Here is a 22,846-nt window from a genome sequence, read left to right on the forward strand (position 1 = left end):
ATCAGGCGATCAGGCGCAGGTTGAATGGATACCTGTAGGGCCGACCCCGGTTGACCTCGATGCCAGCCACCACGCCACTGACCGTGATGTAGACCCAGATGGCCACGGCGATGATCGCGAAGATGCCGCCGATCACCGGGATGAGCATGAGCAGGTTCGACAGCAGTGCCAGAACCGTCAGGGGCAGGGTGAAGTTCAGTGCTTCCTTGGACTCCTGGGCCGTAAACGGACCCCGGTCGCGATAGACCAGATAGATGATGCCGGAAGGGATGCATCCAAGGATTCCCCCGAAATGGGCGATCGTTGCCCATTGCCGGTCCTCCGACGGGGTCAGAGGCAGTGGTGCGGCCGAAGAGCCCTCAAACCGTCCACCGTCAGCCGGGCCGTCCTGCGGGTTGCGATCTATGCCGTTCATGGTCCGACGTTCCTCCCGTCCGATGTGGTGTACAGCAATAGTTTATAGGCCGGTAGCGGTTTGGATCGCCGAACGGCAAAGCTGCGGCGCGGCGTCAGGTCGCCGGACGGCTCAGTGTCGGCCCGTGGTCAGGAAATCGATGACTTCCTCGACGCGACCCAGCAGGCTGGCTTCCAGGTCTGCGTAGCTGTTGACCTGTCTGAGCAGCCGCTTCCACCCCATGGCGACGTCCGCCTGCGTGGCGTGAGGCCATCCCAGACCGCGCAGGATGCCCGTCTTCCAATCGGTTCCGCGCGGAACCACCGGCCACGCCGCGATGCCCAAGACCTGAGGCCGGATCGATTGCCAGACATCCACGTAGGGGTGGCCGACGATGAGCACGTTGGAGGCGGCGCCCGGAACACGCATCGCCTCGTTGGCAATCCGCTCCTCCTTGGTGCCATGGACCAGGTGATCCACCAGGATCCCCAGTTTCCGTCCGGGGCCGGGGGAGAACTCCTTGACCGCCGAGGCGAGGTCGTCGACTCCGTGCAGGGGCTCGACGACGATGCCCTCCACCCTCAGGTCGTGTCCCCATACCTTTTCGACAAGCTCTGCATCATGTTTGCCCTCGACCCAGATGCGGCTGGCCACCGCAGTACGGGCCTTCAGGTTCTGGACCTTGACCGAACCGGAGGCAGTTCGTGCACCCGAAGGCCGAGCCGTCGTCGTCGTGGGTCCGGTGACTTCCACCGGTTCGCCTTCGAGCAGGAACCCGAAGCCCGTCGGGAAGGAACGGGTCTTCCCGCGCCGATCCTCCAGCACGACCAGACGCATGCCGCCCGAACGCTCGATCCGCACGATCTCCCCGACCCAACCTGATTGGACGTCTTCCAGGAGCATTCCCACGGAAGCGGGCACCTGGCGCAGTTCACGCGGTTTCGGTGCCGACAGATCCTGGGCACCCCACTGGTGGATATTCAATTCCTGACACGGCCTTTCACTGGGATCGGGCGGTCGCTGTGGCAGCCCGAAGGCACCGGAGCGCGCGGCCACCATGCTAACAAGGGGTGGATCGTATTAGACTTAGCACTTAGGCGTGTCGAGTGCTAAGCGACACGTGCCTCACATCCGTCCACGATCAGAGCCAGGAGGATCGCATGACTGTCCCACGACGCCTCGAGGTCCTGCGGGCCATTGTCGAGGACTATGTCCACTCCCGTGAGCCCGTGGGTTCCAAGGCGCTGGTTGAACGGCATCAGCTGGGGGTGTCGGCGGCAACCATCCGCAATGACATGGCCGCGCTGGAGGAGGACGGGCTGATCATCGCCCCGCACACCTCCGCCGGCCGCATCCCCACCGAACAGGGCTACCGCTACTTCGTCGACCAGATCGACGCGGTCCGCCCGCTCTCGGGTGCCGAGCGCCGTGCCATCCAGCAGATGCTCGAGGGAACCAACGATCTCGACGAGGTCCTGGAGCGCACCGTTCGGCTGCTGGCCCAACTGACCAACCAGGTTGCGGTCCTGCAGGTTCCCCAGTTCAGCGATGCCACGGTGCGGCATATCGAACTGGTCGGGCTGGGGTCAGGGCAAGTGCTCACCGTATTGATCACCAACACCGGCAAAGTCGACCAGCGGGTCGTCCTGGTTCCGCCGGAGACCACCGACGACGCGCTGGCCAGTCTCAAGGCCGCCTTCCTGGCTGCCACGTCGGGTCAGCGGCTGGAGAACATCGGGGAGCTCTCCGCCACCGTTTGCGAGCACCTGCCGCAGACGCTGCGGGCGCCGGCCAGGATCCTTGCCGCGGCGTTGGGGTCCCTGGGGGACAACTCGGTGATCGATCGGATCATTATGGCCGGGACGGCGAACCTGGCCCGATTCACCGGCGACTTCCCCCTGACCATCACCCCGGTCTTGGAGGCCCTGGAAGAGCAAGTCGTCCTGTTACGGCTTTTCTCCGAGATGGAGCAGGACGCCCGGGGCATCACGGTGCAGATTGGGCACGAGAACCCGTACGGAGGGCTGGCCGAGACCTCGGTGGTCGCCAGCGGCTACGGCCCCGGATCCTCCGCCAAGATCGGCGTCCTGGGTCCCACGCGGATGGACTATCCCACCAGCATGGCCGCCGTTCGCGCGGTGGCCCGATACCTTTCCCGCATCCTGGCCGGATAACGGCCCGGGAGCACGGGGAAACAGCATGTACAGAATGTCGGAAAGGACACAGCACACACTGTGAGCAGCCACTACGAAACCCTCGGCGTCGCGCGCGACGCCTCCGCCGAGGAAATCAAGAAGGCCTACCGGAAACTGGCCCGCAAACTCCACCCGGATGTGAACCCGGGGGAGGATGTCGCCGAACAATTCAAGGCGGTCACCCATGCCTATGAGGTGCTCTCCGACCCGCAAAAGCGGCAGGTCTACGACGCCACGGGCAATGAGAACGGGACGGCAGGCGGCGGAGGCGGCGGCGGCGCCGGTTTCGGTGGCTTTGGCGACATCTTCGAGCAGTTCTTCGGCGGCGGACAGGCCCAGGGACCGGCATCGCGCACCCAGCGTGGCCGGGACGCCCTGGTGACGGCATCCATCGAGCTCAAGGATGCGGTCCAAGGCACCGTCTACACCCTGGATATCGAAACAGCCGTCACCTGCACCGTGTGCAATGGCAGTTGCTGCCAACCGGGCACATCCCCGGAAACCTGCACGATTTGCCAGGGCCACGGACAAGTCCAGCGCCCGGTGCGCTCCTTCCTGGGCCAGATGATGACGGTGGAGACCTGCAGCGCCTGTCGCGGGTTCGGCACCACATTGCCCAGCCCCTGCAACGAGTGCATGGGTCAGGGGCGGGTCCGTGAACGGGTCAGCAAGCAGCTGAAGATCCCCTCCGGTGTCGCCACCGGGACGCGCATCCACTTGGCGAACCAGGGCGAGGCCGGTCCCGGCGGCGGCCCCGCCGGTGACCTGTACGTGGAGATCAACGTCAAGCGCCACCCGGTTTTCGAGCGCGAGGGCAACGACCTGCATGCGACGCTGCGCATTCCGATGACTGCTGCCGCATTGGGCACCGAGTTGAAGCTCGATACCTTCGACGGCGAGCAGGAGATCAGGATCGAAGCGGGCACGCAGTCCTCCGACACGGTCAAGCTCCCTCAGCTCGGCGTGCCGCGCCTGCGCGGCGGCTCCCGTGGCGACCTGCTCGTGCATGTCCACGTGGAGACTCCCACGAAGATCGACGCCGAACAGCGCGAGCTGCTCGAGCGCCTCGCCAGCCTGCGCGACGAGGAATTGGCCGAGGGCCGCTTGGCCGAACGGGGCGGCGTCTTCTCCCGCCTCCGCGACAAGCTGGGCCACCGCGCCTGATGAGCAACCAGGCGTTCCTGATGGACGAAGGGCTGTCTCCGGACCCCGTGCCGGGTGGCATCCTCGTGCTCGAGGGCGCCGAGGGCCATCATGCGGTGACCGTCAAAAGGGTCCGCGCCGGCGAGCAGATCGATGTGCTCGACGGCGCGGGCACCCGTGCCAGCTGCACGGTCCTCTCCACGGACAAGGCCAGTTTGTCGGCCCGCGTGGACCGGGTGTCCCACGAGGATGCCCCGGCGGTGGAAACTGTGTTGGTCCAGGCTTTGTCGAAGGGCGACCGCGACCTGCAGGCAGTCGAGGCCGCTGTTGAGCTGGGTATCGACGCCGTCATCCCGTGGCAGGCGGACCGCTCCGTGGTTCGGTGGCCAGCCGCGAAAGCGGAAAAGGGACGGCAGAAGTGGGCTTCCACCGTTCGCTCCGCCGTGAAGCAGTCCCGTAGGACCCGGTTGCCCGAAGTCTCGGGTGTCGTCACGACTGCCCAACTAGCCGAACAACTGCTGCGGCCCACGGCGGAGGGCGACGTCCGGCAGGCGATCATCCTGCATGAGGCAGCGACGCAATCGCTTCCCGACGTTGTCCGCACCTTCATGGATGGGGCATCCCCGCAGTCCGCCAGGGGAGTGGGGACGTCCCGGAAGCCGTCGATCCTGTTGATCGTGGGCCCGGAAGGGGGCATCTCCGACGGGGAGATCGAACGGTTGGTTGCCGCCGGCGCCCGCACGGCGCTGTTGGGGCGCAATGTCCTGCGCGCCTCCACCGCTGGACCTGCCGCACTGGTGCTCACCCGCCATCTGGCCGGACTCCTCGACGTCTGATGACGCGGCGGGGCGCTACTTGACCGTGAAGGTCTTGGAGTCCTGGCTCAGCCGCTTCGCATCGTTCTGTTTCTGCCCCCACACGGCCAGCGTGTAGGTACCGGGCTTCAGGTCGGTGGACATCTGGTATTCATTGTCTGCGAGCTGGCCGGCGCCCACAGTCAACGAACCGCCGTCGACCCGGGTTGCCTTGCCAGCGACCTCTTTCTTGAGCAACCACCGGGTACCGCCCGGAAAAGTTGCCGAGACCCCGTGGATCGTGATCTTGCCCGCGGTGAGCACGGCATCCTGCTGCGGGTCGATGATCCAGATGGGCGCCTGCAAGGACGCATCGCGTTGCAGGGGCCCAGACAACGTCACGTGGCCAAACGCGTTGTAGCCCGCATGCCCGTCCACCAGGATTTCCACACTGGCCGGCGTATTCGGGCTCAACAGCCCGGAGGACGACGCAGCCGCAGTCGCCGTGTAGACCAGCTGCTGGATCGCGCGTTCAGCCAGCCCTGCGTCGACACGTCGCGAGAAGGCGTCGGCCGAGATGTCCACCGTGATCACGTTGCCCGAACTGATGGAGGTGCCGATGCGGGAGGCCTTGCTCCACAGGTTGAAGTAGTCCGGGTCGCTGGGCTGTTTTTCGGTGAGGTATTTGATGGCCGTCGTGACCGGGTCGCCCTGGTCCTCGGGCTTGGTGTACTGCCGGTACAGGTAAACGGTCGAATCGCGTTCGCCCAGCCAGTAGACCGGTGACAGCCGGGGGGCGCTGAGCGTCTCCATGGGTGCCGCCCTGCCCTGGCTGGAGACTGCAGGGGCCTGGGTGGAGGCCTCTGGCATGCTGCTGGTGGACCCCGCCGGCGCTCCAACACAGGCCGCCAAGGTCCCGAGCGTTGCCATCGCAGCCAACATGGCCAGGCGCATTCTGGTGCGTTGGCTCAGGGGTGGAACGGTCACGGGAATCCTTGAGTGGGTGAAGTCAGGGGTCGGCTTTCGGGCGCGCTTGCACCTGACCGACCATTTAGCTTGGCACACGCCGGCAGGCAGTGGGCACCCCCGGGGGCATCAAATGCCGGACTGTTGCAGGACCGATATATACAGTTGCATGAATAACGGAGCCCTCTGGGGACGTCCCGTAGGATGGTAACGCGCCGGATGGCCACCCATCATCGGCCCCGACGCACGAAACCACCACGGTAACGGGAGGACAGCCCACCAGGATGACCGACGAGGACAACAACACCGCTCCGGATGCCACCGACGGCACGGTGATCACGTTTTCCAGCACCGAGCAGATGGTCGCCTCATTGGGCGCCAACGACGAGGTGCTGCGCATCTTGCAAGGCATCTACCCATTGGCCGAACTGCATGTGCGCGGCAACGAACTGCGTATCACCGGCGATCCCGGACAAGCCTCGCGCGCCGAGCACGTCGTCCAGGAGGCCCGCGGGTTGGCCACGAAGGGCACTCGCGTGTCGGCCCAGCTCGTCGAGCAACTGGTGCGCATGGTCGATGCGGAAGGTTCCGTCCGGTCCTCGGGCCCCGCAACGTTTGGGCTGAACATCCTCTCCGGCCGAGGCAAGAAGATCCGGCCCAAGACGGTGAACCAGAAAGCCTACGTCGATGCCATCGACGCCAACACCGTCATCTTCGGCATCGGCCCCGCCGGCACCGGCAAGACCTATCTGGCCATGGCCAAGGCCGTCCAGGCGCTGCAGGCCAAGGAGGTCAACCGGATCATCCTCACCCGTCCGGCCGTCGAGGCGGGGGAGAAGTTGGGATTCCTGCCCGGCACGCTCACGGACAAGATCGACCCCTATCTGCGCCCGCTCTACGACGCCCTGCATGACATGATCGACCCCGAATCCATCCCGCGCCTCATTGCCGCCGGGACCATCGAAGTCGCCCCGCTGGCCTACATGCGGGGGCGGACACTGAACGACGCGTTCATCATCCTGGACGAGGCACAGAACACGACGCCGGAACAAATGAAGATGTTCCTCACCCGCCTGGGATTCGGCTCCCGGATCGTCGTCACCGGTGACGTGACCCAGGTGGACCTCCCCGGCGGTTCGCGCTCGGGTTTGAAGGTCGTTTCGGAAATCCTCGACTCCGTCGACGACATCGCCTTCTGCCAGCTCGACGCCACCGACGTCGTCCGCCACCGGCTCGTCGGCGACATCGTCACCGCTTATGAGCGCTGGTCTGCTGCGGCGGAAACGAATCCCGAGGCGGCGCGTCGACGCGCAGCCAAGACCAACAACGTCGCTGCACGTGAGCGGATGGAAGCCCGTCGCCAGCGTGCCTCGCAACCAGGCATGCAGCCCACCACGGATCCGGAGTCCTGAGTCCATGAGCATCGAAGTCAACAACGAATCGGGCGTGGACGCCGACCTCGAGGAGCTCTCGCGGCTCGGGCGGCACATCCTGGACGCCCTGTATGTCCATCCCCAGGCCGAAGCCTCGATCATCCTGGTGGACGAGGCAGCCATTGAACGCCTGCACATTGACTGGATGGACCTCGAGGGTCCCACCGATGTGATGTCCTTCCCCATGGACGAGTTGCGCCCCGGTAGTCCGTCTTCGACCAGCCCTGCCGGCATGCTCGGCGACATCGTCATCTGCCCGCAGGTGGCCGCCGGTCAGGCGAAGCGAGGTGGACACTCCACGGCCGACGAGATCCTGCTGCTGGCCACCCATGGAATGCTGCACCTGCTCGGCTACGACCATGAGGAGCCCGACGAGAAGGAAGAGATGTTCTCGCTGCAGCGCGCCCTGCTGGAATCGTTCCTCGGTCGGGACGCGCCGCGCGAGACCACCGAATGATCGCCGCGCTCCTCCTCATCCTGGCGCTGGCCTTCGTCTGCTGTGCAGCGATCCTGACCGCCGCCGAGGCAGCCTTTCTGGTCCTGCCGCGCCAAGAGGCCGAGGACATGCTGGCCGAACGGCCCCGCAAGAACCTGCGGGCCATCCTGGCGGAGCCCACCGCGCACACCCACGCCGTCCGCTTTTGGCGGATCTGGTTCGAGACCGCCGGTGCGGTGGCCATTGCCCTGCTCTACCACGACCTGCTGGAGAACATCTGGCTGGCGGGACTCCTGGCCACCGTCACCATGGCCGCCGTCGGATTCGTCCTCGTTGGAGTATCGCCGCGGCGGTACGGGCGCGTACGCAGCAGCAGCGTCGTCGTGTTGACCGCACCTCTGGTCCGGGTGCTGCGCATGGCGCTGGGTCCGATCCCCGGATGGCTGGTACGTGCCGGTAGCAGTGTCGCGAAGGATGCTCCTGTCCAGGAGGAGGCGTTCTTCACCGAGGAGCTCTTCCGTGACATGGTCGACCGTGCGCACGAGGCGGACATCATCGAAGATGTTGAAGCCGACCTCATCCACTCAGTGTTCGAACTGGGGGATACCCGGGTCCGTGCTGTCATGGTCCCGCGGACCGACATGGTCACCGTTGACTACGGGACCACTCTTTCGGCGGCTATGAGCCTGTTCCTGCGTTCGGGGTGCTCACGCATTCCCGTCATCCGGGACAACCCCGACCAGATCGTCGGCATCGTCTACCTCAAGGACATCGCTGCCCGACTGCATTCCCGCCCCGGGGATGAGCACACCGTCGAGCAGGTGTGCCGCGACGTCCGCTACGTCCCGGAGTCGAAGTCAGTTGCGGAACTGCTCCAGGAACTCCAGCGCGAGTCCACCCACGTGGCCATCGTGATCGACGAATACGGCGGCACCGCGGGTCTGGTCACGCTCGAGGACCTCATCGAGGAGATCGTCGGCGAGATCGACGACGAGTACGACGACTCCTCCGTGGAGTCGGAGGAACTCGAGGACGGTGTCTTCCGGGTCAGCGCCCGGATGGGCATCGACGATTTCGCCGAACTCTTCGACCGCCGCATCGATGACGACGAGGTGGATAGTGTCGGCGGCCTGCTGGCCAAGACGCTGGGCCGCGTGCCGATCGTCGGTTCCGAGGTCACCGTCGACGGCATCCGGATCCATGCCGAACGGCTCGCCGGGCGCCGCAACCGCATCGGCTACGTATTGGCCTGGGTCGACGAATACCCCGAGGCCGCAGACAATGATGAGGGATCGTTGGGCCGTCTGGCCGCAGAAGACGTCCCCCGCGACAGCAAGGACTGAACCCATGGCAGAACAGAAGCCCCGGAACAACGGCGCCCCACGACGCGGCCCGGGCGGCAAAGCGCCCGGCAAGACGCCCGGGAAGGCGCCCGGTGCAGCCGCACGGCGTGCACCGAAGAATAGCCACGGCGCGGGCCAGCGTCCCCCGGCGGCATCGGCGGCAGGCAAGAAGGCCCATACCTCCGACTCCGTGGTGCGCGAGCCCCAGGTGGGCCCGTCCAGCACCGGGAACGCGCTGGCCCGTGAATGGCCGGACACGTTCCGTGCCGGCTTCACCTCCTTCGTGGGCCGGCCCAACGCGGGGAAATCCACGTTGACCAACGCCCTGGTCGGCCAGAAGATCGCGATCACCTCGGCCAAGCCACAGACCACCCGCCACACCATCCGCGGGATCGTCCACCGCGACGACGCCCAGCTGGTGCTGGTCGACACCCCCGGGTTGCACCGACCCCGCACCCTGCTCGGGCAGCGGTTGAACGACCTGGTCGCCGAGACGCTGTCCGAAGTCGACGCGATCGGCTTCTGCATCCCGGCCAACGAGAAGATCGGCCCCGGCGATCGCTTCATCGCCACCCAATTGGCCCAATTGCGGCGCAAGCCGATCGTCGCCATCGTGACCAAGGCCGACCTGGTGGACCGCTCCGAGTTGGCCCGGCAACTGGTCGCCGTGACGGAGCTGGGAGCCGAGACCCTCGGCGAGGGGGGATGGGCCGCCGTCGTCCCGGTTTCCGCGACCGGTGACTTCCAGGTCGAAGCAGTGTCCGATGTGCTGGCCGCCGCCATGCCGCTGTCGCCGCCGCTGTATCCCGACGGTGAACTCACCGACGAGCCCGAGGCGATCATGATCGCCGAGCTCATCCGCGAGGCAGCCCTGGAAGGGGTGCGCGATGAGCTGCCGCACTCGTTGGCCGTCGTCGTGGAGGAGATCATCCCGCGTGAAGGCCGGCCGGAAGACAACCCCCTGCTGGACATCCACGTGAACCTCTTCGTGGAGCGTTCCTCGCAGAAGGCGATCGTCATCGGCCGCGCCGGGGCCCGGCTGCGGGAGGTCGGGACCAACGCCCGCAAGGGCATCGAGGCGCTCATGGGCACCCGGGTCTACCTGGACCTGCACGTGAAGATCGCCAAGGAGTGGCAGCGCGACCCCAAGCAGCTCGGTCGGCTCGGATTCTAGCCGGGGCAGGGTGCCAGATCACCGGTGCCGTGGGGTCCGGCGAAACATTAAGCACGTCCGGTGGACCCCGCGCCGCGGAATGCTAGGGTGAGGACCATGCATGCGGGAATCCTTCTACTAGGCAGCCGCGGCGGGACGAATCTGGACACCAGTCACTAGGGCCGACCCCCCGCTGCGGAGTTTCGTGCTGCCGGCCTGAATTTTCAACGACCACTGAAAAGGCCCCCTAGAACCATGCAGAACATGCAAAAAACCTCCGGAATGCCCGTGAACAAGTACGTCCCGTTCCAGGACCAGATCACCGTCGAGCTGCCGGACCGCACGTGGCCGGACCAGGTCATCACCCAGGCACCGCGCTGGTGCGCCGTGGACCTGCGCGACGGAAACCAGGCCCTGATCGATCCGATGAGCCCCGAACGCAAGCACCAGATGTTCGACCTGCTGGTGCGGATGGGCTTCAAGGAGATCGAGGTCGGCTTCCCCTCGGCCTCCCAGACGGACTTCGACTTCGTCCGCCAGCTGATCGAACGCGACCGCATCCCCGAAGACGTCACCATCCAGGTCCTGACGCAGTCCCGCGAACACCTGATCGAGCGCACCTACGAGGCCCTCGAAGGCGCCAAGCAGGCGATCGTCCACCTCTACAACTCCACGTCGGTGCTCCAGCGCCGCGTCGTGTTCAACCAGGACCAGGACGGTATCGTGGACATCGCCCTCACCGGTGCCCGGCTGTGCAAGAAGTACGAGGAACAGCTCACCGGTACCCGGATCACCTACGAGTACTCGCCCGAGTCCTACACCGGCACCGAACTGGAATTCGCCCAGCGCATCTCCGACGCCGTGGCCGAGGTCCTCGAGGCCTCGCCGGAGAACAAGATGATCCTGAACCTGCCGGCCACGGTGGAAATGGCGACGCCCAACGTCTACGCCGACTCCATCGAGTGGATGCACCGCAACCTGGAACACCGCGATTCGATCATCCTCTCGCTGCACCCCCACAACGACCGGGGGACCGGGGTCGCCGCCGCCGAACTGGGCTACATGGCCGGCGCCGACCGGATCGAAGGATGCCTGTTCGGCAACGGGGAACGCACCGGCAACGTGGACCTGGTGACCCTGGGGATGAACCTCTTCGGCCAGGGCATCGACCCGATGATCGACTTCTCCGACATGGACGAGATCCGCAGGACCGTCGAATACTGCAACCAGCTGCCCGTCCCGGAGCGTTCGCCCTACGGTGGCGACCTGGTCTTCACCGCCTTCTCCGGCTCCCACCAGGACGCCATCAAGAAGGGCTTCGAGCAGATGGAGCGCGATGCCGCCGCAGCCGGCAAGGGCATCAACGACATCCCGTGGGCCGTCCCGTACCTGCCCATCGACCCGCAGGACATCGGCCGCTCCTATGAGGCGGTCATCCGCGTGAACTCCCAGTCCGGCAAGGGCGGGGTCGCCTACGTGCTCAAGCACGACCACAGCCTGGATCTGCCGCGCCGTGCCCAGATCGAATTCTCCGGGGTCATCCAGCGCATGGCGGAAGGCGACGGCGGGGAGATCAGTCCGGCGACCATCTGGCAGCAGTTCCAGAACGAGTACCTGCCGGCCGACACCTTCGAGGGGCGCGCCTGGGGCCACTACCGGCTGGGGAACACCCGCACCCGCACCGATGAAGACGGGTCGTTCACGCTGGAGGCCCTGCTGGAGGCCGACGGCACGGTGCAGGAGCGCTCGGGTACCGGCAACGGCCCGATCAATGCGCTCGTGAACATCCTGGCCGCCGACGGCGTGGACCTGCGCGTGCTCGACTACACCGAACATGCGCTGAGCGAGGGCGGAACGGCCCAGGCCGCAGCCTATGTCGAATGTGCCGTCGGCGAACGCGTCCTGTGGGGCGTGGGCATCGACGCCAACACCACCACCGCCTCGCTGAAGGCCGTCATCTCGGCGGTCAACCGGGCCATCCTGGACGCCAACGCGGCAAAGTAGGCAGACGCCGCCGGTCGGCGGCGGGGTTCGGGGCGCGGCTTCTCTGGGATACTGGAGCCGTGCCCCGTTCCAGTTTTGCCGCCAAGTCCTACCGGACCCAGGGCCTCGTGTTGCGCACGCACAAGCTGGGGGAGGCAGACCGGATCATCGTGCTGTTGACCCCCGAGCATGGGCAGGTCCGTGCCGTGGCCAAGGGCGTGAGGCGCACCAGTTCCAAGATGGGGGCCACCCTTGAGCCGTTCATGTTCGTCGATGCCCAGCTGATCCGCGGGCGCAACCTGGACATCATCACCCAGGCCCAGCTGCGCCACCCCTACGGCCAATCGCTCTCCCTGGACTACGCCCGCTATACCAGTGCCAGTGCGATGGCCGAGACCGCCGAACGCCTCACCGAGGCCGACACCGAATCCGCTGCACCGCAGTTCCGGCTGCTCCATGGGGCCATGGCGGCGATGGCCCGCGGGGCGCAGGACCCCGGGTTGCTGCTGGACTCGTACCTGCTGCGCGCCCTCTCCACTGCGGGGTGGGCGCCGAGCTTCACCGATTGCGTGCGGTGCGGCAAACCCGGACCGCACACTGCGCTGAACATCCCGCTCGGTGGGGTGGTCTGCGCCGATTGCCGCCCCGCCGGTTCCAGCTCACCCGCCCCGGCGACCGTTTCGCTGCTGGCCGCCCTGCTGACCGGCGACTGGGAGCAGGCGCAGCACGCCGATGCCCCGGCCCGCAGGGAAGCTGCCGGTATGGTGGCGGGATACCTGCAATGGCATCTGGAACGGGTCGTCAAGTCCCTCAAACTCGTGGAAAGAATCTGATTGATGAAGCGAACCCCCCGTCCGCGCACGTCCCGCACCACCGCCGCCGTCGCCCCCTGGCCGCATCCCAGCGGTGCGGTCCCGCCGCGGATCCCCGCCGAACTGGTGCCCCGCCATGTGGCCATCGTGATGGATGGCAACGGCCGCTGGGCCAACCAGCGGGGGCTGCCGCGCACCGAGGGGCACAAGGCGGGGGAGGCTGCGCTCCTGGACGTGATGGCCGGCGCCATCGAGATGGGCGTCAAATATGTCTCCGTCTACGCCTTCTCCACCGAGAACTGGAAGCGCAGCCCCGACGAGGTCAAGTTCCTCATGGGCTTCAACCGCGACGTGCTGCACCGCCAACGCGACCAGCTCGACGCCTGGGGGGTCCGGGTCCGCTGGGCCGGACGCCGACCCCGGCTCTGGCGTTCGGTCGTGAACGAACTGCTCACCGCCGAGGAACAGACCCGGGGCAATGATGTCTGCCACCTGACGATGTGCGTGAACTATGGCGGCCGTGCGGAGATCGCCGACGCGGTCACGGCCATCGCCGAGGAGGTCGCCGCCGGCCGGCTGTCGCCCCGCGGCATCTCCGAGAAGACGATCGGCCGCTACCTGGACGAACCCGATCTGCCGGACGTCGATTTGTTCCTGCGTTCCTCGGGGGAGCAGCGGACCTCGAACTTCATGCTCTGGCAGTCCGCGTACGCGGAGATGGTCTTCATGGACGTCCTCTGGCCCGATGTGGACCGCAGGACCCTCTGGGAGGCCATCGAGATCTACGCCCGCCGTGACCGCAGGTTCGGCGCCGCCCTGGACACTCCCACCGCCTGACGCAGCCCGGGCGGGGCCTCACCGGCCCGGCAGGTAGCCGTCGCTGAACCGGGTGACGGCGTCGTAGGCCTTGCGCCGGGTCGGTGCCGCGGAGGTGAACAGGTCGTGCATGCCGCCTTCGATCCGCGCAATCGATACCTCGTTGCCCAGTTTCAGGGCCCGCTGCCTGACCGTCTCGACCTCGATGATCGTATCGGTCACCAGCATCTCGGGTTCGAACACCGTCCCCAGGTGCGTCTTGCCCGAGGTCATGACCAGCACCGGGCACCGGATGTCCAGCCCGCGGGCCACCTCGGCGTGGCCGGAGAGCACCGCCGAAATCCACCCCGCAGTCACGGGGAAGGCATGGCGGGGCCGCCACAGCGGATGCACCTCCCACTCGCCGTGGGCCCGGTTGGAGAGCGACTGCCAGTAGTGGTCCACCTCGGGCAGCTTGATGCGTGCCTTCGGCCGCACCCGCGCCAACGGTTCCAGCAGCCCGGCGGCTGCGTTGCGGACCAGCCAGCTGCCCTGCATCTCCAGCCAGGGGGAGTTCAGCACCAGCGCCGAGAGGACCCCGGGGTGGCGGTTCGCCCACAGGCTGGCGGTCAGGCCACCGGTGGAGTGGGCGATGACCACGATCCGGCCCAACTGGCCCACGTCTTCACGGATGGTTTCCAGCGCAGCCTCGATGTCGGCGTCGTACTCCGCCAGTTCGGTGACGAACCCCGGGGTCTGCCAGGCGCGCAGGCTCCGTCCGTAACGGCGCAGATCCAAGGCGTAGAAACGGTAACCGCGCTCCGACCAGTAACGGGCCAGCTCGGGGTTGTAGAAGTAGTCGGTCCAGCCATGCAGACCCAGCACGACGTCGACGGGGGCCTGCCCGGCGCGGGTTCCCCGGGCCCGGTCCAGGCCCTGGCGCACGTTGAGCATGGCATCGCGCCAATGCGGCCTCTCCTGTGGCAGCGGCAGGTACCGCACCAGGGTGGCGCTGAACGGGCCCTCCTCGTCGTGCCCGGGGCAGATGCTGGTGTAGCTGAAGCCCGGACCCAGATCGTCGTCGAGCCATTGCCCGGGTTCGGTGTCGATCGCGTACTGTGCTTCGTGGCTGCGCATAGGTCGAGCATAACCAGCACGAAGTTGGCAGCGGTGCCGCGCGCAGGGAAGACTGGGACCATGCGCATCTATCCCGCCTTCTTCCGTGTCGTCTTCTCGGGCATGGATCCCGAAAAGGCCCACCAGATCGGTTTCCGGCTCATCCGGATGGCCGAATCCACCGGCGCCTCGGCGGTCCTGCGCCGGATCACCCGGCCGCACCCGAGCCTGCGTCGCACCGTGATGGGCATCGACTTCCCGTCGCCGTTCGGACTCGCCGCCGGGTTCGACAAGGAGGGCCACGGGGTGGCGGCCCTGGCCGATCTGGGGTTCGGTCACATCGAGGTCGGCACCATCACCGGGCAAGCCCAGCCCGGCAACCCGAAGCCCCGCCTGTTCCGGCTGGTCGAGGACCGGGCCGTCATCAACCGCATGGGCTTCAACAACGACGGCGCCGTGGCCGTCGCCCCCCGCATCCGCCAGGTGCTCCCCACCTTGGCGCGGCGCTTCGGTTCCACCCGGCCGGTCGTGGGCATCAACATCGGCAAGACCAAGCTGGTCGAGCTGGACGATGCCGTGGAGGACTACCTGGACAGCACCCGGGCGCTGGCGGCCAACGCCGACTACCTGGTGGTCAACGTCAGCTCCCCGAACACCCCCGGGCTGCGGCTGCTACAGGGGATCGAGACGTTGCGCCCGCTGCTGGCAGCCGTCGGCCGGGAAGCCGATGCCACCGCCGGACGGCATGTGCCGCTGCTCGTCAAGATCGCCCCCGACCTGGCCGATGCCGACGTCGACGACGTCGCGGCGCTGGTCCTGGAGCTCGGCCTGGACGGCGTCATCGCCACCAACACCACCATCGCCCGCAGCGGGCTGGTGACCGTTCCCGACCGGATCCGCGAATACGGCGCAGGCGGACTCAGCGGCGCACCGTTGAAGAGCAGGTCGCTCGAGGTGCTGCGCCGGCTGCGCTCCGTGCTTCCAGCCAGCACCACGGTCATCTCCGTCGGGGGAGTGGAAAGCGCAGACGACGTCCTCGAACGCCTCACGGCAGGGGCGGATCTGGTCCAGGGGTACACGGCGTTCCTCTACGAGGGACCGTTCTGGGCGTGGCGCATCAACCGCGGGCTGCGCCGGGCGCTGTCCGGCCGCTGAGGCCGCATCACGCCCCCACGACGGAGGGTCCCACCGATGATTCGGTGGGACCCTCCGTCGTCTTTGCTGGGGGAGTGCTACTCGACCTTCGCCCCGCGGGAGACCTGGGGCTTGGGCAGCCGCAACTTGCGGAACTGCAGGCCGCGCATGCAGGCGTACCAGAGCACGCCGCGGTCCTGGCTGCCGAACTTGGTGACCAGGCGCTTCTTCAGCTGGCGGCTCATGATGAACGAGTCGATGATCGTGATGCCCAGGACGATCCACAGCCCGAAGGTGATGTAGGCCTGGATCTGGACGTTCTTGGTCATCGTGAACGCCACGACCAGGAACACCAGGATGACGATCATCAGGAATTCGCCGACCATCCATCGGGCGTCGACGAAGTCACGGGCGAACCGCTTCTGCGGGCCCTTGTCGCGGGCGGAGAGGTAGCGTTCGTCGCCGGTCTCATTGGCGATGCGCATGCGTTCCTGCGCGGCCATCCGCTGTTCGCGGGCCTGGGCCTTGGCCACCTTGCGGTCGGTGGGCACCAGCGGGCGCTTGTTCTGCGCCTGCTGGTTGTTCCGACGTGGCGTCGGGGCACCCTTGCCCACGGTCGGACGTTCGGGCTCTTCTGGGGTGGCCGGCGGCTGTGCGGCATCGGCTTTTTTGCTTCCAAACACGCCCTCAGTCTAGCGGCGGGCAGCCCGCAACCGAAACGCCGTCCAGTTGTAGGGTGAAGCCATGACTACTTCCGATTCCACCACCGGCTCCGTCGATCACGGCGTCGACCTGGACGCCATCACCGAGCGCGTGAACCGCGCCTTCGACCAGACCGTTTCCGAGCTGAAATCCCTGGTCGCGATTCCCGGCATTGCCTGGGAGGCCTTCGATGTCGCCGAATTGGGGCGCAGCGCCGAAGCCGTCGCCGCCCTGGTGCGCTCCACCGGCATGGAGGACGTCCAGATCCTCTCCGTCGACACCCCCGAGGGGGTCCCGGGGGCTCCGGCCGTCGTCGGCCGCCGTCCCGCTCAGCCGGGCAAGCCCACGATCCTGCTCTACGCCCACCACGACGTCCAACCGCCCGGGGACCTCGAGCTCTGGAACACCGCACCCTTCGAGGCCACCGAAATCGACGGACGACTGTTCGGCCGCGGCGCCGCCGACGACAAAGCCGGCATCATGGTCCACATCGCGTCGCTGCGCGCGGTGCTCGATGCCGTGGAGGACTTCGGTGTCGGGGTGACCTACTTCTTCGAGGGGGAGGAGGAAGCCGGTTCGCCGTCCTTCCGTCCCTTCCTCGAGCAGCACCGTGACCTGCTGGCCGCCGACGTCATCGTCGTGGCCGATTCCAGCAACTGGAAGGTCGGGGTCCCGGCACTGACCACCAGCCTGCGCGGGATGGTCGGCGCCGTCGTCGATGTCCGTGTGCTCGATCATGCGGTGCACTCGGGCATGTTCGGGGGACCGGTCCTCGACGCCCCCACCGTGGCAGCGCGCCTGATCGCCTCCTTCCACGACGACGAGGGGAACGTTGCCGTCGAGGGGCTGCTGGCCCGGGACACTCAGCCCGTCGACTACCCTGAAGCCGACTTCCGTGCCGACTCCTCGGTGCTGGACAGCGTCCGCCTCGCCGGATCCGGGGCCTTGGCCGACCGGCTCTGGAACAAGCCGGCCCTGTCGGTGATCGGAATCGACGTGCCGTCGGTCGCCGTTTCGTCCAACACCCTGCAGCCCGCGACCCGGGTGAAAATCAGCGTCCGTCTGGCGCCGGGCCAGGATCCGCAGGCAGCGGCCGACGCCCTACAACGCCATGTCGAGGCCCAGGATCTCTTCGGCGCCCAGGTCGACTTCGCAGCCGTCGAACAGGGCAATGCCTTTTCCACGGACACTTCGGCCGCCGCCGCACGGGCCAGTCTCTGGTCCCTCGAGGCTGCCTGGGGTGTTCGTCCCGTGGAAACCGGGATCGGCGGCTCGATTCCCTTCATCGCCGACCTGCTCGAGCTCTACCCCCAAGCCCAGATCCTGGTCACCGGCGTGGAGGATCCCGACTCGCGGGCACACAGTGCCGACGAGTCGCTGCATCTCGACGATTTCCGCAAGGCCATCCTGGCCGAGGCACTGTTGCTGGCACGCCTTGACGCACAGGGCCTGCAATAGGGCCGGTCCGTCGTACCATGGAGGATGAGAGGACGGCACGCTACGGTGCCGCTCTCCGAGACAAGCACTATTTGGAGGACCAGATGACCGCCACGACCAACGAATCCACTGTCGGCTCCACCGAAGAACTCGAGACCCACGAGGTACTCCTGTCCGATGTGGCCGCGGGCAAGGTCCGCAGCCTGCTGGAGCAGGAAGGACGCACCGACCTGCGCCTGCGCGTGGCTGTCCAGCCCGGCGGCTGCTCGGGCCTCATCTACCAGCTCTACTTCGACGAGCGCATGCTCGACGGCGATGCCGTCCGCGATTTTGACGGCGTCGAGGTCATCGTCGACAAGATGAGCGTGCCCTACCTCAGTGGCGCATCCATCGACTTCGAGGACACCATCTCCAAGCAGGGATTCACCATCGACAACCCGAACGCCGGCGGCTCCTGTGCCTGCGGCGATTCCTTCCACTAGGAAGCCGGGCCGGCCGGAATCCCGTGACCACGTAACCATCGGTTGACACGGGGTTTCGGTCGGCATTCCGTCGGGCAAGAGGGTAAGCTCTACGATGAGTAGTAAAACTATTGGTCTCGCCAAGCCGGTACCGGATGCATTGCTGCGCCCGATGCCATGTGCGGTTTGGACGAGATCGCGTATCGCACCAACAAAGAGGAAGGGCCGTCTGTGAGTTCGCAAGACCGAACCAGCAGCAGTCGCAGAGGCAGGGCCAAGGTACTGGCTTTGGCCGGCGCGGGGGCGTTGCTGTTGACGGGTTGTTCAGAACAAGTCCAGCGTGGCTGGCTCCCGAACGAAACCCGGGACGTCACCAACAACACGGGAATGATCCAGGACCTATGGGTCCACACCTGGGTGACAGTCCTACTCGTCGGCATCCTGACATGGGGCCTGATGATCTGGTGCATCGTGGCCTACCGGCGCCGCAAGGGCGAAACCGGATACCCGCGCCAGCTGAGCTACAACCTGCCGATGGAAATCCTGTACACGGCGGTCCCGCTGATGATGGTCCTGACCTTCTTCACGTTCTCGGACACCACCCAGCGCACCGTTGATGCGCCCGTGGATTCCCCGCTCGTGGTCGATATCCAGGCCAAGCAGTGGTCCTGGGACTACAACTACAGCTACAAGGGCGAAGAGAAGTACGACGCCAACGTCCAGGCCCACCTGGACGGCTCGGCCGGCAAGGAAGCCACGCTTCCCACCCTGTACCTCCCGGTCAACGTTCCCGTGACCCTCGAGCTCAACAGCCGCGACGTCATCCACTCGTTCTGGGTTCCCGCGTTCCTGCAGAAGCTCGACATGATCCCAGGCAAGACCAACCGCATCTTCCTCACTCCGCAGGAAGAGGGCACCTACGCCGGCAAGTGCGCCGAGCTGTGTGGCGAGTACCACTCGGAGATGCTGTTCAACGTCAAGGTCGTCTCCGAGCAGGAGTTCGAGGCCAAGTTGTCGGACATGAAGAAGGGACACATCGGCGAGCAATACAACCGCAAGCCCGATGACGTCAACTCCATCATGATTCCTCATGAGGAAGGGAAGTAGGTCGGCATGACTACCTACGAATACGCGACGGACGAGGCCAAGCCCCTCGCCCCCCGGGTCGTGCCGGTATCAAAGGGACGCATCGTCGTCAACTGGATCACCTCCACCGACCACAAGACCATCGGGTACATGTACCTGATCGCCTCGTTCATCTTCTTCTGCATCGGTGGCGTCATGGCGCTGCTGATCCGTGCCGAGCTCTTCGAGCCGGGCATGCAGATCCTGCAGACCAAGGAACAGTACAACCAGCTGTTCACCATGCACGGCACCATCATGCTGCTGATGTTCGCGACCCCGCTCTTCTCTGGGTTCGCCAACGTCATCATGCCGTTGCAGATCGGCGCACCGGACGTGGCCTTCCCACGACTGAACGCCCTGGCCTTCTGGTTCTTCCTCTTCGGTTCCACCATCGCCGTTGCCGGTTACATCACCCCGCAGGGTGCAGCGTCGTTTGGCTGGTTCGCCTATGCGCCACTGTCGAACACCACGTTCAGCCCCGGTGTGGGTGGTGACCTCTGGGTCTTCGGCCTGGCCCTGTCGGGCTTCGGCACGATTCTCGGTGCGGTCAACTTCATCACCACGATCATCTGCCTGCGTGCCCCCGGCATGACGATGTGGCGCATGCCCATCTTCACCTGGAACACGCTGATCACGGCGCTCCTGATCCTGATGGCCTTCCCGCCGCTGGCAGCTGCACTGTTCGCCCTGGGCGCCGACCGGCGCTTTGGTGCGCATATCTATGACCCGGATGCTGGCGGCCCGATCCTGTGGCAGCACCTCTTCTGGTTCTTCGGCCACCCCGAGGTCTACATCATCGCCTTGCCGTTCTTCGGCATCGTTTCGGAGATCTTCCCGGTCTTCAGCCGCAAGCCGATCTTCGGTTACAAGGGCTTGATCTTCGCGACCATCTCCATCGCCGCACTGTCGGTGGCTGTGTGGGCGCACCACATGTACGTCACCGGCTCGGTCGCCCTGCCGTTCTTCGGCTTCATGACCATGCTGATCGCCGTTCCAACGGGCGTGAAGTTCTTCAACTGGATCGGCACCATGTGGCGAGGGTCCATTACCTTCGAGACACCCATGTTGTGGAGCATTGGCTTCCTCGTGACGTTCCTCTTCGGTGGACTCACTGGCATCATCTTGTCGGCCCCGTCGCTGGACTCGCATGTGTCTGACACGTACTTCGTCGTCGCACACTTCCACTACGTGGTCTTCGGCACCGTGGTGTTCGCGATGTTCGCGGGCTTCTACTTCTGGTGGCCCAAGTGGACCGGCCGGATGCTCAATGAGCGCCTGGGCAAGATCCACTTCTGGATGCTGTTCACCGGCTTCCACGGCACGTTCCTGATCCAGCACTGGCTCGGTGTCATGGGCATGCCCCGTCGCTACGCCGACTACATGCCGGAGGACGGATTCACCACCATGAACCAGTTTTCCACCGTGTTCGCCTTCATCCTGGGTCTGTCGATGATCCCGTTCTTCTGGAACGTGTGGGTCACCGCCCGGTCCGCCAAGCGAGTCGAAGTAGATGATCCGTGGGGCTTCGGTGCCTCGCTGGAGTGGGCCACCTCGTGCCCGCCGCCGCGTCACAACTTCCACTCGATTCCCCGGATCCGTTCGGAGCGTCCGGCCCTGGACCTCCACCACCCGGAGCTCTCGGCCCGAACCACCCCGACTGCCGGTGTCGCCAGTGTCTTCGGACCGGCCGACCAGAAGGACGTGTAAGCATGAAAGTTGAAACCGGACTCTTCTTGATCCTGGGGATCTTCTTCCTGCCCGTCTTCATCGTCTACGGGATCATGACCGACTGGAACGAATGGGTGGGCATCATTGCCCTGGCCCTGGCCATGGGCCTCGCCCTGATGATCGGGTTCTACCTCTACACCACAGCTAAGCGCGTCGGGCAACGTCCCGAGGACCGCGTCGACGGTGAGATCCACGAGAACGCCGGCGTCGTTGGACGTTTCTCGCCGTGGAGCTGGTGGCCGCTCGTACTTGGCCTCTCGGCGGCCATCGGCTTCCTCGGCATCGCCGTGGGATTCTGGATCACGTACATCGGCGTTGGCCTCGTGATCATCGCCTTGATCGGCTGGGTCTACGAGTACAGCCGCGGAGACCACGCACACTAGGCCTGCGGTGAACGTCAAGGGGCGGTTCCTTCCTTCGGGAAGGAACCGCCCCTTTCGTCGTCCCCAGCCGATAGTCATCGTGCGTGGTTCCCACTAGCCGAACTGGCGATGCAGGTTGAGTGAACGCATGCGGCGTCATGATCTGAATGGGTGGGAGGACGAAGACGCTCTGATATGGAGTGGAGCTGTCTAAGAACCGCTGCACCAAGAGAGGGCCCTAACGTCGCACACCACTGCCGCACTGAAGACAAAAGGAGGATTGGAAATCGCCCTGCGGATCCGCGAAGACGGTTGGAGCGTGGCCCCCGTGGCGAAGATGTTCATGATCTCCTGGTCCGCAGCCCGACCGCCTGTTGACGACGCTCGAAACTGGACACTATCGACGCTTGAAAAGTGAACACTCGACTATTGGAGATAAGGGCGACCCCGTCGACGACAACGATGTTGCTCGCCTCTCGCCGCGTGGCTATACCCACATCAACGTCCACTGCCGGTACGCGCTCGCCCCCGTGCAAGACGCGCACCTGTGCGCACTCCACGAACCGAACACCGCGAGCGTGGATGAATGAACCGTGTCCAGATCCATTCTTTCGGGCATGGCGCTGGCCTGTGTTTTCTGTTCACCGGTGGTCGCTGCGAGTTTTCTAGATCGCGACGATAGCCGCCAGCACCGTGGCGGCCAGCGCGAAAGCAGTCAAGACGATCTGGAACGCGCTGGGTTCTTTGCGGCGGCGGTGGGTCACGACCGCGCCGGTCATGAGAATCGTTAGGCAGGCGCCAGCGATCGGACTGAGGACTTCGGCGGTTCCGAGGGCGATGGGCAGGATTAGTCCTACTGCGCCGAGGATCTCAGCAATGCCGATGAGTTTGATGGTGGCCGGTGAAACGGTCTCGGTCCAACCCATCCCAGCTGCTTGCAGGGCGGATTTGGAGCGGGCTAGTTTCATGCCGCCAAAACCCAGATAGAGGAGGGCGTTAAGGCCGGCGACGACCCAGAATCCAATGGTCATGAAGTACTCCTTGGGAGTGAGTCTGAGGGATCAGCAAGATGGTGGTCCTGCCGTTTATCGGTGGCCCGTTTCGCTGGGGCCACGGTCGGCGGTTTGATGGCACACCCCGGGCGGGTGTGCTGCCGCAAGGTTTGTAACGGGTCAGTCAGTGGTGATGACGGGTTTCCCGGCATTGGAAGTGGGGGAGAGGACGTCGGGTCCCTCGTAGCGGTCGTACTGTACACGTTTCATGGTGTCCCCCTAGATGATTAATTCCTATTGGTTTCAGTGGTCGTAGGCAGTCAATGAGCGTTTGTTCGGCGC

22 protein-coding genes are annotated in these 22,846 nt (G+C 65.7%); 16 read left to right on the forward strand and 6 right to left on the reverse strand.

Annotated elements, in window-relative coordinates; translation table 11 throughout:
• Nucleotide 1: 1 nt before the first annotated feature.
• Complete coding sequence (locus tag ABD088_RS06540) at nt 2-415, reverse strand: DUF4870 domain-containing protein (protein ID WP_343900910.1); 414 nt, start codon at nt 413-415, stop codon at nt 2-4.
• A 111-nt stretch (nt 416-526) separates the two neighbouring features.
• Complete coding sequence (locus tag ABD088_RS06545) at nt 527-1,378, reverse strand: DUF3097 domain-containing protein (protein ID WP_343900912.1); 852 nt, start codon at nt 1,376-1,378, stop codon at nt 527-529.
• Between the two features lie 176 nt (nt 1,379-1,554).
• Between ABD088_RS06545 and hrcA the strand changes: the two genes are divergently transcribed.
• Genes hrcA through ABD088_RS06560 form a run of 3 tightly spaced genes read left to right on the forward strand, consistent with a single transcriptional unit; the run spans nt 1,555 to nt 4,568 of the window.
• Nucleotides 1,555-2,568, forward strand: a complete 1,014-nt coding sequence (hrcA, locus tag ABD088_RS06550) for a heat-inducible transcriptional repressor HrcA (protein WP_343900914.1) — start codon at nt 1,555-1,557, stop codon at nt 2,566-2,568.
• 60 nt (nt 2,569-2,628) lie between these two features.
• Nucleotides 2,629-3,753 carry a molecular chaperone DnaJ gene (gene dnaJ, locus ABD088_RS06555; protein ID WP_343900915.1) on the forward strand — a complete coding sequence of 375 codons (1,125 nt, stop codon included), beginning with the start codon at nt 2,629-2,631 and terminating at the stop codon, nt 3,751-3,753.
• A complete protein-coding gene (locus tag ABD088_RS06560) occupies nt 3,753-4,568 on the forward strand; it encodes a 16S rRNA (uracil(1498)-N(3))-methyltransferase (RefSeq protein ID WP_343900916.1) in 816 nt (271 codons plus the stop codon). The genes dnaJ and ABD088_RS06560 overlap by 1 nt, the downstream gene beginning before the upstream one ends.
• A 15-nt stretch (nt 4,569-4,583) precedes the next feature.
• Here the strand turns inward: ABD088_RS06560 and ABD088_RS06565 are convergent, their stop codons facing one another.
• The gene (locus tag ABD088_RS06565; protein WP_343900918.1) at nt 4,584-5,513 is read right to left on the reverse strand and encodes a GerMN domain-containing protein; all 930 of its coding nucleotides are present in this window, start codon (nt 5,511-5,513) and stop codon (nt 4,584-4,586) included.
• A 263-nt stretch (nt 5,514-5,776) separates the two neighbouring features.
• On the opposite strand from ABD088_RS06565, the gene ABD088_RS06570 reads away from it, so the two are divergent.
• From ABD088_RS06570 to ABD088_RS06600, 7 genes are all read left to right on the forward strand, one after another.
• Entirely contained in the window at nt 5,777-6,904 is a 1,128-nt protein-coding gene (locus tag ABD088_RS06570; protein ID WP_343900920.1) for a PhoH family protein, read from the forward strand.
• A gap of 4 nt (nt 6,905-6,908) precedes the next feature.
• Nucleotides 6,909-7,382, forward strand: coding sequence for an rRNA maturation RNase YbeY (gene ybeY / locus ABD088_RS06575; RefSeq protein WP_343900921.1), 474 nt, complete (start codon nt 6,909-6,911; stop codon nt 7,380-7,382).
• Nucleotides 7,379-8,704, forward strand: a complete 1,326-nt coding sequence (locus tag ABD088_RS06580; RefSeq protein ID WP_343900923.1) for a hemolysin family protein — start codon at nt 7,379-7,381, stop codon at nt 8,702-8,704. The genes ybeY and ABD088_RS06580 overlap by 4 nt, the downstream gene beginning before the upstream one ends.
• Nucleotides 8,705-8,708: 4 nt before the next feature.
• The gene (gene era / locus ABD088_RS06585; RefSeq protein WP_343900924.1) at nt 8,709-9,878 is read left to right on the forward strand and encodes a GTPase Era; all 1,170 of its coding nucleotides are present in this window, start codon (nt 8,709-8,711) and stop codon (nt 9,876-9,878) included.
• Between the two features lie 234 nt (nt 9,879-10,112).
• Nucleotides 10,113-11,861 (forward strand): 2-isopropylmalate synthase, encoded by a 1,749-nt coding sequence (leuA, locus tag ABD088_RS06590; protein WP_343900925.1) that lies wholly within the window; start codon nt 10,113-10,115, stop codon nt 11,859-11,861.
• Between the two features lie 59 nt (nt 11,862-11,920).
• Nucleotides 11,921-12,673, forward strand: coding sequence for a DNA repair protein RecO (recO, locus tag ABD088_RS06595; RefSeq protein WP_343900926.1), 753 nt, complete (start codon nt 11,921-11,923; stop codon nt 12,671-12,673).
• Nucleotides 12,674-12,676: 3 nt separating this feature from the next.
• Complete coding sequence (locus tag ABD088_RS06600; protein WP_343900927.1) at nt 12,677-13,489, forward strand: isoprenyl transferase; 813 nt, start codon at nt 12,677-12,679, stop codon at nt 13,487-13,489.
• Between the two features lie 18 nt (nt 13,490-13,507).
• On the opposite strand, the gene ABD088_RS06605 is transcribed toward ABD088_RS06600, so the two are convergent.
• Nucleotides 13,508-14,584: an alpha/beta hydrolase gene (locus ABD088_RS06605; RefSeq protein WP_343900929.1), complete on the reverse strand. Its 1,077-nt coding sequence runs from the start codon at nt 14,582-14,584 to the stop codon at nt 13,508-13,510.
• A gap of 60 nt (nt 14,585-14,644) precedes the next feature.
• On the opposite strand from ABD088_RS06605, the gene ABD088_RS06610 reads away from it, so the two are divergent.
• A complete protein-coding gene (locus ABD088_RS06610; RefSeq protein WP_343900930.1) occupies nt 14,645-15,718 on the forward strand; it encodes a quinone-dependent dihydroorotate dehydrogenase in 1,074 nt (357 codons plus the stop codon).
• Between the two features lie 77 nt (nt 15,719-15,795).
• Here the strand turns inward: ABD088_RS06610 and ABD088_RS06615 are convergent, their stop codons facing one another.
• Complete coding sequence (locus tag ABD088_RS06615; protein ID WP_343900931.1) at nt 15,796-16,380, reverse strand: DUF3043 domain-containing protein; 585 nt, start codon at nt 16,378-16,380, stop codon at nt 15,796-15,798.
• A 61-nt stretch (nt 16,381-16,441) separates the two neighbouring features.
• On the opposite strand from ABD088_RS06615, the gene ABD088_RS06620 reads away from it, so the two are divergent.
• The 5 genes from ABD088_RS06620 (at nt 16,442) to ABD088_RS06640 (ending at nt 21,533) form a co-directional block, all read left to right on the forward strand.
• Complete coding sequence (locus tag ABD088_RS06620) at nt 16,442-17,857, forward strand: dipeptidase (protein WP_343900933.1); 1,416 nt, start codon at nt 16,442-16,444, stop codon at nt 17,855-17,857.
• A gap of 83 nt (nt 17,858-17,940) precedes the next feature.
• On the forward strand, nt 17,941-18,318 hold the full coding sequence (locus ABD088_RS06625; protein WP_343900935.1) for a HesB/IscA family protein: 378 nt from the start codon (nt 17,941-17,943) through the stop codon (nt 18,316-18,318).
• A gap of 210 nt (nt 18,319-18,528) precedes the next feature.
• Nucleotides 18,529-19,404 carry an aa3-type cytochrome oxidase subunit II gene (gene ctaC / locus ABD088_RS06630; protein WP_343900936.1) on the forward strand — a complete coding sequence of 292 codons (876 nt, stop codon included), beginning with the start codon at nt 18,529-18,531 and terminating at the stop codon, nt 19,402-19,404.
• Between the two features lie 6 nt (nt 19,405-19,410).
• Complete coding sequence (gene ctaD / locus ABD088_RS06635; RefSeq protein WP_343900937.1) at nt 19,411-21,129, forward strand: aa3-type cytochrome oxidase subunit I; 1,719 nt, start codon at nt 19,411-19,413, stop codon at nt 21,127-21,129.
• A 2-nt stretch (nt 21,130-21,131) separates the two neighbouring features.
• Complete coding sequence (locus ABD088_RS06640) at nt 21,132-21,533, forward strand: cytochrome c oxidase subunit 4 (RefSeq protein WP_343900938.1); 402 nt, start codon at nt 21,132-21,134, stop codon at nt 21,531-21,533.
• 644 nt (nt 21,534-22,177) lie between these two features.
• On the opposite strand, the gene ABD088_RS06645 is transcribed toward ABD088_RS06640, so the two are convergent.
• Nucleotides 22,178-22,543, reverse strand: a complete 366-nt coding sequence (locus tag ABD088_RS06645) for a DoxX family protein (RefSeq protein WP_343900940.1) — start codon at nt 22,541-22,543, stop codon at nt 22,178-22,180.
• Between the last annotated feature and the right edge of the window lie 303 nt (nt 22,544-22,846).

Source organism: Arthrobacter rhombi (genome assembly GCF_039526245.1).
Classification (GTDB): Bacteria; Actinomycetota; Actinomycetes; order Actinomycetales; family Micrococcaceae; genus Arthrobacter_H; species Arthrobacter_H rhombi.